This window comes from Devosia sp. (genome assembly GCF_014860165.1).
GTDB lineage: Bacteria > Pseudomonadota > Alphaproteobacteria > Rhizobiales > Devosiaceae > Devosia.
The window spans coordinates 42,300-51,798 of sequence record NZ_JACZKG010000082.1 but is presented as its reverse complement, the minus strand read 5'-3'; the positions used below and the strand labels follow the sequence as shown (position 1 = coordinate 51,798).

Sequence of the window (9,499 nt, the reverse complement as noted above, 5' to 3'; positions counted from 1 at the left end):
TCGGTCTCGCTGAGCGCCCCCGAATTCGGGACCATCTACGGCAACATCGCCAACGCCCCCGGCGATGACGACGCCAAGAAAGTCATCATCTGGAACCCGGCCAACTGAGCCAACACCGGCCCCGCCAAAAAGCGGGGCCGGCGATCGGGCGTCCTACCTCTTGATCGATGGGAGATTTCCACCATATGATGCGTGATGTTTGATGCGAAGGAAACTCGCCGATGAGAACAACTCTGGCGATCGACGATGACGTCCTCACCGCGGCCAAGGCGCTTGCCAGGCAGCAGCATCGAAGCGTGGGCGAGGTCATCTCTGATCTCGCAAGACGTGCAATTCGCCGCCCGCAAGCCGCCGGGCAGCGCAACGGCATCCCACTCCTCTCGCCCCGGCCGGATGCGCCGTTGGTTACGCTGGAACTCGTCAATGCTTTGCGCGACGAGCTGCCGTGACGTTCCTGCTAGACGTCAATGTACTCATCGCGTTGATCGACCCAGGTCACGTTGCCCACAACGACGCCCATGCGTGGTTTGAAACGACCGGAGAAGGGGAGTGGGCAACTTGCCCGCTAACAGAAAACGGAGTCATTAGGATCGTCGGCAGCCCGAAGTATCCCAACTCTCCTGGCTCACCTGCTGAAGTTGCCGAGATCGTCAGAAAGCTAAGGGCACTTCCAGGCCATCAGTTCTGGCCGGACGATTTGACCCTTGTCGGTTCCGAGCATGTCGACGCAACGAAGATAGTGACGTCGGGACAGGTCACGGACACTTACCTTCTTGCTCTCGCCAAGGCAAAAGGCGGCCAGCTGGCGACATTTGACCGTAGGCTGTCTGTCGCAGCGGTGAAGGGCGGGAAGTCTGCTTTGCACCTCATCAGCACGAATTCGCAGCCGGCCTAAGCCCACCAACAGGTCACAAAGAAGACGATCCAGGAACGACACGAGCGCCCCGTCTTTCACATATTTCGGTTTGTTTGTGGACGCAGATGGGCCCCCGACAAGTCTGTTCAACACTTTGGATGAGGCTCGCAGCGCCGCCGAAGAGTTTAGCAGAGAGATTGTCGCACTTGGCGAACCGATCCCCGACATGTCGATTGTGAAGGTCGTAACCGTGCCAATCGATCAAGTCAGTCTCAGGAACATTCTCAACAAGTCGGGCGACGACTTGTTCCAGACCAAGGAGATGGTGGAAAGTGTCGCCAAGACCGTTAGGTCCGGCGCGGCGCCGGTCGGCTAACCTTGCTGAGGTGGCCCGCCAGTGATCCTCACGATATGTGCATTTTCCACGCATTAGGCCGTGAGGTCCCTATGCAAACGGCGTCTCAGGTTGTGCTAACCGACGACTTGAATGGCGTGACGTCGGAATAACCCCGGCGGCGCTTTGACCGCTCGATAGAATTTTTGATCTGCTTGGCCTGCTGCGTGTCGTCAAGAAGCTCCACCTTGCACTGACCCCTGGTGCCGATCCGTCCCCATTCACGGACCACCGAGCTGCCACCGAACAGGGTCGGTTGGATCGACAGCACGTAGAACCGGGCCATGTTCCGGCTAGGGTCAATGCGGCGCAGGTAGGTATCTCGGGCTTCGTCTGTCATCGGAAGATTCTGACCGCCGGCGGACTCGCCGTCCAATCAGAGTTTGGAATCGCCAGGTCGAAAGCGATTCAGATTGGTGATCGATGAAATTGCCGCCGGCTCTCTTTCCTTTGTCGTTTTCCAGCCCACGGGGCCGAAGCGGATCGTACGATCCGCGCAGCATAGCGGAGGCCGGAACGCGCATTTCGAATGGCGCCGAAGAGACGGCCGGAGCCCTGTGGAAAACGGCATTCGACAAAAAGTCTGCTGCCTCAGGGTGGCCCGAATCTGTTCGGGTCCACCTGGCTCCGCAGGTCTTTACGGCGAAACCAGATCGCGCGGCCACAGCGGATCGGCGGATTACCGGCGGTAAAGACGATCTGCTCGTCGGCGCGCATTTGTAAAACTTCGTGCGGCAGGATCAGTGGTCGCCGCGACAGTTGCTTTGATCGGGTTCGCGACGATCCTGAGGACCTGGTGCTAGTGCTGACCTGGCTGACCTCGACCGTCGTGTCGCCGCAGCGCTTGGAGATGTAGTCAGCAGTCTCAGGATCGTTGATCGCGGCGAACGACATCCAGGACGCGCTTTCGAACCATTTGCTCGTCGCGTCGCGGCCACCGTAGGCCTCGCGCATCTGGCCGATTGACTGGAACAGCAGCACCAACGTGATGCCATATTTGCGGCCGGCGTCACGCGCGGTTTCTAGAATACGCATGAAGCCAAGGCGGGCCACTTCATCGAGAAGGAACAGCGTCCGACCCTCGATCTTGCCGTTGCGATTGTAGATCGCGTTCATCAGAGCGCCGATGATCACTCGGGCGAGGCCCGGGTGGTTCTCTAGGGTCTTGAGATCGAGATTGATGAAAATGTCGGTGGTGCCGGCGGCCAGGTCATCGGTTGAGAACGTGTTGCCAGAAACGAGAGCGGCATAGTTTTCGTAGCTCAGCCAATGGGTTTCTTTGGCGGCTGAGGCATACACGCCTGAGAAAGTCTCGGGCGTCATGTTGATGAAGGGCGCGACGTTCTCCTTGACGAAGGTCGATCCGGAACCGTCATAGATCGACTGCAGCCGCTGGCGCAGTTTGGGTTCGGGCTCCGCAAGGTTGGCACGGACACGGCGCAGCGTTTGGTCCGCCGCATCGACGTGCCCCGACAGGCACACATCGGCGATCAGGGCGGTAAGCAGTTGCAGCGCTGCGCCACGGAAGAAGTCATCGCGGGCCGAGCCGATGCGCGGCGCCTCGGTGATAATCCACGAGGCGACTGCGGCAATGTCCTCCTCCTTGCTGCCACCGAACCGGCCAATCCAGTCGAGGGCATTAAAGCCGATGGTCGGGTTGGCGGGATCGAGCGCGACGACGGTTCGCCGCGCTGCCCGGCGATGCCGGCTTACCATCGGAGCGACCTCATTGGACGGATCGAGCACCACGAGGCCATGTCCCCATGTGAGGGCGGTCGGGATGGTGACCGAGGTGGTCTTGAAGCCGCCCGATCCAGCAAAGATGATGCCATGGGTCGAACCAAAGGCGCAGTCAAAACACAGTAGCGGCGCCTTGCCGCCCGCTCCCCAGCTCTCCCTGTCATCAGCGCGGAAGGCACGCTCCGCCACGACATCGGTATCGACCCTGTAGCCCTCTCCGATAACGATGCCGCCAGCTACTGGGAACAGGTTTTTCGTTTCCGCCTGGCCCATCCAATTAGATGCGCCATGGATCGCGCGAGGGCCAGATATCCGTTTTGGTGCTTTGCCGGCGAAGGCCTGATTGCCACGAACGCCTACCCGCAATCCGAATAATCCGGCTCCAAACGCGATCGCCGCGCCGACGGCTGTGGCCGGATCGGCGTAGCTCAGAAGTGTGTCGGGCGGCACAAGATCGGCAAAGCTGGCCAGCCTGTTCGCCTCGCGCCAGACAGCGATCCCAGCGGCGATCGCCGCACCTCCGGCAACGCCCCAGCCAGCATAGCGGATTGCCGGCGACCCGACGGTCCCGAACAAAATCACGACGGCCAGGACGGCTGCGATTGCATAAGGCAGGGCAATCCCAAGGCGGCCGAGGATTAGTTGGGTGTCAGCGGTCGTTCCCAGACTTGCCGTCCATTGCTCTATCCCCGTCATCATCAATACGATCGCCGTCATCAGCAGGATTGGGATCAGCAGCAACGTCAGCTTCTTGGGGGTCATTGCGGAAGGCTTCCTCTCCTATGGTCAACAGGCGAGCGCGCTCTTCGGCGTTACCGGCCAGATTGCGCTTGGCTTCGATCAGCAGGCCGAGCAGCAGAGCCCGCTTCTCGTAGCGAAGCCCGGCCTTGGCAATCAGACCGCCCAGCTGGATCTTCTCCCTGGTGTCCTTCTTGCGGTCGTGGGTCCTGGCCAATTGCATCATCCGCTCAGTTCGTTTGAGTCCCGCTCTCAGGCGCGCCAGGAGCGGGCGCCTTCGCACCGGCAGCCTTGCGAAACCTGATGGACAGCTCCTCGAACGATTTGACGAGGTCGCTGTCTACGATCTCGATGTCGCCTAAGCCGGCTCTGAGCGCGAGACGTCCAATGCGCTCGGCTTCCTTTGTCTCTGCCTGTTTGAGCTGATCCTGAAGCCTGGCAATTTCGTCGCGGAGTTTGATGACCGGTTTTTTCACTGTCGTTTTCCCTCAGTTCAAGATTGTCCCGAAGAACGAGGCGATCTTCCCTGCATGGGCGCGCGAGCGCAGCCTATCAAATCCGATAGGTCGGCAGCGCCGACGCTCTCTGCGATTATCCCGCCGTTCCGAAGGAATGGTTCCAAGGGCGCAGTAATACGTTGCGAGGCAACGTTGCGGGCTCCGCCGAAAGGCAAGGACCAGTTCGGGTGAACATCGATCTCTCTTTCGCGGAAGCTGCGCTGCCTTGGCCATCACCCACTTCACGCCTCAGCTCATCAGCCGTGGTTCCGGTCGCAGCGCGGTCGCGGCCGCCGCCTACCGGCACTGCGCGCGGATGGAGCACGAGGGCGAGGGTCGGGTGATCGACTACTCGCGCAAGTCGGGCATGGTGCATGAAGAATTTGTCCTTCCGCCCGACGCTCCGGTCTGGGCGCGGACCATGATCGCCGACCGCTCCGTGGCGGGCGCAGCAGAAGCGTTCTGGAACCGGGTCGAGAATTTCGAGAAGCGTGCTGATGCTCAACTGGCCAAGGAGTTCATTCTGGCACTGCCAGTTGAACTCAACACTGCGCAGAACATCGCGCTGATGCGCGCGTTTGTTTCCGAACAGATTCTGGCCCGTGGCATTGTCGCGGACTGGGTCTACCACGACGTTCCAAGCAATCCCCATGTCCATCTGATGACGAGCCTACGGCCACTGACCGAAGCCGGTTTTGGAGCCAAGAAGGTTCCGCTTGTCGGCGACGATGGCATGGCAGTCCGCACGAAATCTGGCCAGATCGCTTATCAGCTCTGGGCTGGCGACAAGGATGACTTTCTCGCCTTGCGGCAGGGCTGGTACGACTGCCAGAACCATCACCTGGCGCGCAATGGCCATGACGTGCGGGTCGATGGCCGCTCCTACGCGGAGCGCGGCATCGACATCGCGCCGACCATCCATATTGGCGTTGCCGCCAAGGCAATTCAGCGGCAGGCGGAGCTCGAGGGGCGTGACGCTGAGCTCGACCGGCTGCGGCTGTTCGAAGCGCAGCGCCAGAAATCGGCCCACAAGATTGAACGCAATCCCGCCGTCGTGCTCGACATGGTCGCCCAGGAGAAAAGTGTCTTCGACGAGCGTGACCTGGCAAAGGTCGTCCATCGGTATATCGATGGTGTCAGCAGCTTCAACACCATCATGGCGCGGATACTCCGAGACCCTGAGATCGTCCGGTTGGAACGAGAGCGCGTCGATCTCGACACGGGTGAAATCCTACGATCCCGCTACACCACTCGCGCCATGATCCGCATCGAAGCGGGCATGGCGGACACTGCAATGCGGCTTGCCGAACGCAGGGGCTTCGCCGTCGACCGGACAGTCCTGACAACACTGTTCCAGCGGCATACCCGGCTCTCCGGCGAGCAACGCTCTGCGATTGAGCATGTGACCGGAGACGAACGGATCGCCGCCGTAGTCGGTCGCGCCGGAGCCGGCAAGACCACCATGATGACGGCGGCGCGCGAGGCCTGGGAAGCGGCCGGTTATCGCGTCGTCGGCGCCGCCTTGGCCGGTAAGGCAGCCGAGGGACTGGAGAAGGAGGCCGGCATTGAAAGCCGGACCTTGTCCTCCTGGCAATTGCGCTGGAGCAAGGGGCGGGACCTGCTCGACGAGCGTACGGTGTTGGTGCTGGACGAGGCGGGCATGGTGTCCTCGCGTCAAATGGCGGAATTCGTATCGGCCGTGTCGGCGGCCCGCGCAAAACTGGTTCTGGTCGGGGATCCAGAGCAGTTGCAGCCAATTGAAGCCGGCGCGGCCTTCCGTGCCCTGGTTGACCGCATCGGCTATGCGGAACTGGAAAATATCTATCGCCAGACGCAGCAATGGATGCGCGACGCGTCGCTCGATCTAGCGCGCGGTAATGTGCGCGAGGCGATCACGCGGTATTCCGGTCAGGGGAGAGTGTTTGGCTCTGCTTTGAAGGCCGAGGCCATCACCGCCCTGATCGCGGACTGGAACCGCGACTACGATGGCGCGAAGTCGACTTTGATCCTCGCTCATTTGCGTCGAGACGTCCGGGAACTGAACGTTCTTGCGCGTGACAAGCTTGTCGAGCGAGGGCTGGTCGAGGCCGGCTATGCGTTCCGCACAGAGGATGGCGAACGCCACTTCGCCGCCGGTGATCAGATTGTTTTCCTCAAAAATGAGGGATCGCTGGGCGTCAAGAACGGCATGATCGCGCGCGTCGTTGAAGCGAGCAAGGGGCGGATTGTTGCGGAGATCGGTGACGGCCCAAGCGAGACGCGGCACCGGGTCGAGGTCGAGCAGCACTTCTACCGCAACATCGATCATGGCTATGCCACGACCATTCACAAGAGCCAGGGCGCGACCGTCGATCGGGTGAAAGTGCTGGCGACCCTGTCACTGGACAAGCACCTGACCTATGTCGCAATGACCCGCCATCGGGAGGATGTCGGGCTCTACTATGGCAGTCGTTCCTTCGACAAGGTCGGTGGTCTGGCCAAGGTCCTTTCCCAGCGCAATGCCAAGGAAACGACGCTCGACTATGATGGAGGCCGGCTCTATTCCGCGGCGCTCCGATACGCCACGACGCGCGGCCTCCATGCCGTCCGCGTTGCCCGAACCCTGGTCTCCAATCGTCGCCACTGGATCATCCGACAGAAGGCGCGACTGGAAGAGCTGGCAGTGCGACTAGCCACCATCGGTGCGCGTCTCGGCGTGATCAAAACCTCTCCGTCCCCAGCCAGCATGAGGAGTGAGCCGATGATCCCCGGCATAGGCAGTTTTGCGAAAACCGTCACCGATGTGGTCGAGGAACGCCTGTTGGCCGACCCAGCATGTAAGCGCCACTGGGAGGAAGTATCGGATCGTTTCCGCAACACATATGCCGATCCGGCAGGGGTGCTAGCAGCGATGAAGTTCGATGCGGTCATCAACGATCCGGAGCACCGCAAAGCTGTTCTCGACAAGCTCGAACAGGAGCCAGCAACGTTTGGACCGCTCAAAGGCAACGCAGGTCTGCTGGCTTCGCGACAACAGAAAGCAGACCGTGCAAGCGCCGAGCGGAGTGGCCCAATTATGCGGCTCGAAATCGAACGCTATCTGCAGGCACGGGCTAGTGCCGCGGTCCGGATCGAAGCCGAGGAGCAGACGTCGCGGGCACGGGTCCGCGTTGATATTCCAGCGTTGTCGTCAGAAGCGGTTGCGACATTGGAAAAAGTCCGCGACGCCATCGACCGCAATGATCTGCCGTCGGCGCTCGGCTTTGCCCTGGCCAACAGAATGGTCAAAGCCGAGCTGGATGGATTCAACGCCGCCATTGCCGAGCGCTTCGGGGATCGAGCCTTTCTCGGCATCAATGCTAATCGGCCCGATGGCTCCGCCTTCAATGCCATGGCCGCGGGTCTCAAGCCTGCTGAACGCGAAAAGCTCGCAACGGCCTGGCCGGCCATGCGGGCCGCTCAAAAGCTCGCCGCGCATGAAAAGACCGAGCAGGCCATCAAGGAACGCCAGGCGATTGAGAAACACCGCACCGTGACGAGAGGGTTGTGATGGTGCGGCAGCGAAAGATTGCTATCGGCGCCCTGGCACTGGGCGCTGGTATTCTCTCGGCTCTGGCCGCCGGCGGGTTTTGGGGCGGGCTGCGTCTCAATCTTACGCCGAGTTATCCACTCGGCATTTGGCGGATCCAGCCGATTGACCGAGAGGCGGTCATTGGCGATCTGGTGTTCATCTGCCCACCCGATACACCTGCATTTGTGCTGGGGGTCGAGCGCGGCTATCTGCCCGCCGGTTTGTGTCCGAGCGGCACCGCCCCGTTGATCAAGACGGTGGTCGCCGTCGTCGGCCAGGTCGTCGAAGTCGGAGACTCTATCGTCATCGACGGGATCGAGCTGCCGAATTCCAGGATCCGTTCAATGGACGCTGAGGGCAGGCCGCTATCCGTTTTCGCCGGTGGGCAGGTCCCGCCCGGTTCCGTTTTCCTCCATTCCGATTTTGATGGCTCCTATGACTCCAGATACTTCGGACCCCTCCCGGCCAGCGGCATTCTTGGCTTCGCTGCGCCGGTTCTTGTACTCGCCCCATAGAAGCGGACGCCATTCCATCTTGGTGGTGGCGTCTGCGACGCTGGGCATTGTCGGGTGGAGTGGCAATCCATTGACCTTGCCGATGGCCATGGTCTTCCCCGCTTTGTGGAGTTTGGCGGGTTCGCGGGTCGGCGCAGCGGTCATCGCAGCCGCGTATTTTCTTGGAGCCTCGCGCGGCCTGCCGGAAGGTGTTTCGATTTTCTTCGGCAGTGATCTGCTCCTCGGCCTGGTGCTTTGGGTGATAGCGTCGGTTGCCTTTGTCGCTGTCCATGCCGCTTGCTGGACAGCGCAAGATGGATGGCCCGCGCCATTCCGGTACTTCATCGCCAACGTATTGATGTCCGTGCCGCCCCTCGGCATCGTGGGTTGGGCAAATCCGCTAACGGCCGCAGGCATTGTGTTCCCCGGATGGGGCTGGTTGGGCTTGGCGATGGCGATGGCTCTGCTGATGCTGGCCACAACGAAACATCGATGGCCGGCAGTTGCTGTCGTTGGCGTTTTTTCTCTGGCTTCAGCGGGCCTCTGGGTAGAGCCGGAAAGTCGACCTGGATGGATTGGCATAGACACCAATTTCTCGGCGGGAAGGGAGCAGTATGCGGACCATCAGCAGCAAGTCGCGACCATCGGGCTTGTGAAAGCCGCCGCTGCCACTGGCGCCAGCTTTATCGTTCTGCCCGAAAGCGCACTGGGCATTTGGACGCCAACCACCGAGACGCTGTGGAGAACCTCCCTCGAGGGTGTGCCTGTTACGGTGGTCGGAGGGGGCGTCATGCTACAGGCCAGTGGCTACGAAAATCTCATGATCACGGTGACACCCGGGGGATCGGATGAAGCGTATCGGCAGCGCATGCCTGTGCCAGTTTCGATGTGGCGGCCTTGGTCGACTGGCGGAGCAGGCGCCGATTTCTTCAGCAACGCAGTTGTCGAACTTACCGGTGTTCGTCTCGCAATCCTGCTCTGCTATGAGCAACTGCTGGTGTGGCCCGTGCTGCACTCCATGTGGATGAAACCCGATATCATGGTGGCAACGGGGAATGCGTGGTGGACCGGCTCGACCAACATCTTGCCAATCCAGCGAGCCGCATCAGTGGCGTGGTCTCGACTGTTCAATGTCCCGTTGACGATGGCCTACAACGCGCCCGATTAAGCGGTTTTGGCCTGCTATATTGTCGGGCAACTGTGACTTTGGTGTTCTAGCCTGTCGAGCAG

9 protein-coding genes and 2 pseudogenes are annotated in these 9,499 nt (G+C 61.0%); 7 read left to right on the top strand and 4 right to left on the bottom strand.

Annotation, left to right across the window (positions count from 1 at the left end):
- From IH615_RS21260 to IH615_RS21245, 4 genes and pseudogenes are all read left to right on the top strand, one after another.
- Positions 1-108: pseudogene (locus IH615_RS21260) on the top strand (DUF736 domain-containing protein); the annotation flags it as partial.
- A gap of 113 nt (positions 109-221) precedes the next feature.
- Entirely contained in the window at positions 222-449 is a 228-nt protein-coding gene (locus tag IH615_RS21255) for a CopG family transcriptional regulator (RefSeq protein ID WP_291365159.1), read from the top strand.
- The gene (locus IH615_RS21250) at positions 446-895 is read left to right on the top strand and encodes a TA system VapC family ribonuclease toxin (RefSeq protein ID WP_291365157.1); all 450 of its coding nucleotides are present in this window, start codon (positions 446-448) and stop codon (positions 893-895) included. The genes IH615_RS21255 and IH615_RS21250 overlap by 4 nt, the downstream gene beginning before the upstream one ends.
- 187 nt (positions 896-1,082) lie before the next feature.
- Positions 1,083-1,232: a hypothetical protein gene (locus tag IH615_RS21245; RefSeq protein ID WP_291365155.1), complete on the top strand. Its 150-nt coding sequence runs from the start codon at positions 1,083-1,085 to the stop codon at positions 1,230-1,232.
- Positions 1,233-1,317: 85 nt separating this feature from the next.
- Here the strand turns inward: IH615_RS21245 and IH615_RS21240 are convergent, their stop codons facing one another.
- From IH615_RS21240 to IH615_RS21225, 4 genes and pseudogenes are all read right to left on the bottom strand, one after another.
- Positions 1,318-1,590 carry a WGR domain-containing protein gene (locus tag IH615_RS21240; protein WP_291365153.1) on the bottom strand — a complete coding sequence of 91 codons (273 nt, stop codon included), beginning with the start codon at positions 1,588-1,590 and terminating at the stop codon, positions 1,318-1,320.
- Between the two features lie 251 nt (positions 1,591-1,841).
- Positions 1,842-3,752 (bottom strand): Ti-type conjugative transfer system protein TraG, encoded by a 1,911-nt coding sequence (gene traG / locus IH615_RS21235; RefSeq protein WP_291365151.1) that lies wholly within the window; start codon positions 3,750-3,752, stop codon positions 1,842-1,844.
- Positions 3,742-3,951 (bottom strand): annotated as a pseudogene (traD, locus tag IH615_RS21230) (conjugal transfer protein TraD); the annotation flags it as partial. The pseudogene traD and the gene traG, both read right to left, overlap by 11 nt.
- Before the next feature lie 7 nt (positions 3,952-3,958).
- Complete coding sequence (locus IH615_RS21225) at positions 3,959-4,204, bottom strand: TraC family protein (protein ID WP_291365149.1); 246 nt, start codon at positions 4,202-4,204, stop codon at positions 3,959-3,961.
- A 247-nt stretch (positions 4,205-4,451) separates the two neighbouring features.
- On the opposite strand from IH615_RS21225, the gene traA reads away from it, so the two are divergent.
- From traA to IH615_RS21210, 3 genes are read left to right on the top strand one after another with little or no spacing between them, the layout of a single operon-like run.
- Positions 4,452-7,754 carry a Ti-type conjugative transfer relaxase TraA gene (traA, locus tag IH615_RS21220; protein WP_291365147.1) on the top strand — a complete coding sequence of 1,101 codons (3,303 nt, stop codon included), beginning with the start codon at positions 4,452-4,454 and terminating at the stop codon, positions 7,752-7,754.
- Positions 7,754-8,290, top strand: a complete 537-nt coding sequence (gene traF, locus IH615_RS21215; protein WP_291365144.1) for a conjugative transfer signal peptidase TraF — start codon at positions 7,754-7,756, stop codon at positions 8,288-8,290. Before traA ends, traF begins: the two co-directional genes overlap by 1 nt.
- Complete coding sequence (locus tag IH615_RS21210; RefSeq protein WP_366485410.1) at positions 8,202-9,437, top strand: conjugal transfer protein TraB; 1,236 nt, start codon at positions 8,202-8,204, stop codon at positions 9,435-9,437. Before traF ends, IH615_RS21210 begins: the two co-directional genes overlap by 89 nt.
- Positions 9,438-9,499 lie beyond the last annotated feature (62 nt).

Excerpts from the sequence above, each read along its gene's own strand:
- IH615_RS21255 (WP_291365159.1), top strand. The coding sequence starts at position 222 with ATGAGAACAACTCTGGCGATCGACGATGACGTCCTCACCGCGGCCAAG.
- IH615_RS21240 (WP_291365153.1), bottom strand. The coding sequence starts at position 1,590 with ATGACAGACGAAGCCCGAGATACCTACCTGCGCCGCATTGACCCTAGC.
- traG (WP_291365151.1), bottom strand. The coding sequence starts at position 3,752 with ATGACCCCCAAGAAGCTGACGTTGCTGCTGATCCCAATCCTGCTGATG.
- IH615_RS21245 (WP_291365155.1), top strand. The coding sequence starts at position 1,083 with ATGTCGATTGTGAAGGTCGTAACCGTGCCAATCGATCAAGTCAGTCTC.
- IH615_RS21210 (WP_366485410.1), top strand. The coding sequence starts at position 8,202 with ATGGCTCCTATGACTCCAGATACTTCGGACCCCTCCCGGCCAGCGGCA.
- traF (WP_291365144.1), top strand. The coding sequence starts at position 7,754 with ATGGTGCGGCAGCGAAAGATTGCTATCGGCGCCCTGGCACTGGGCGCT.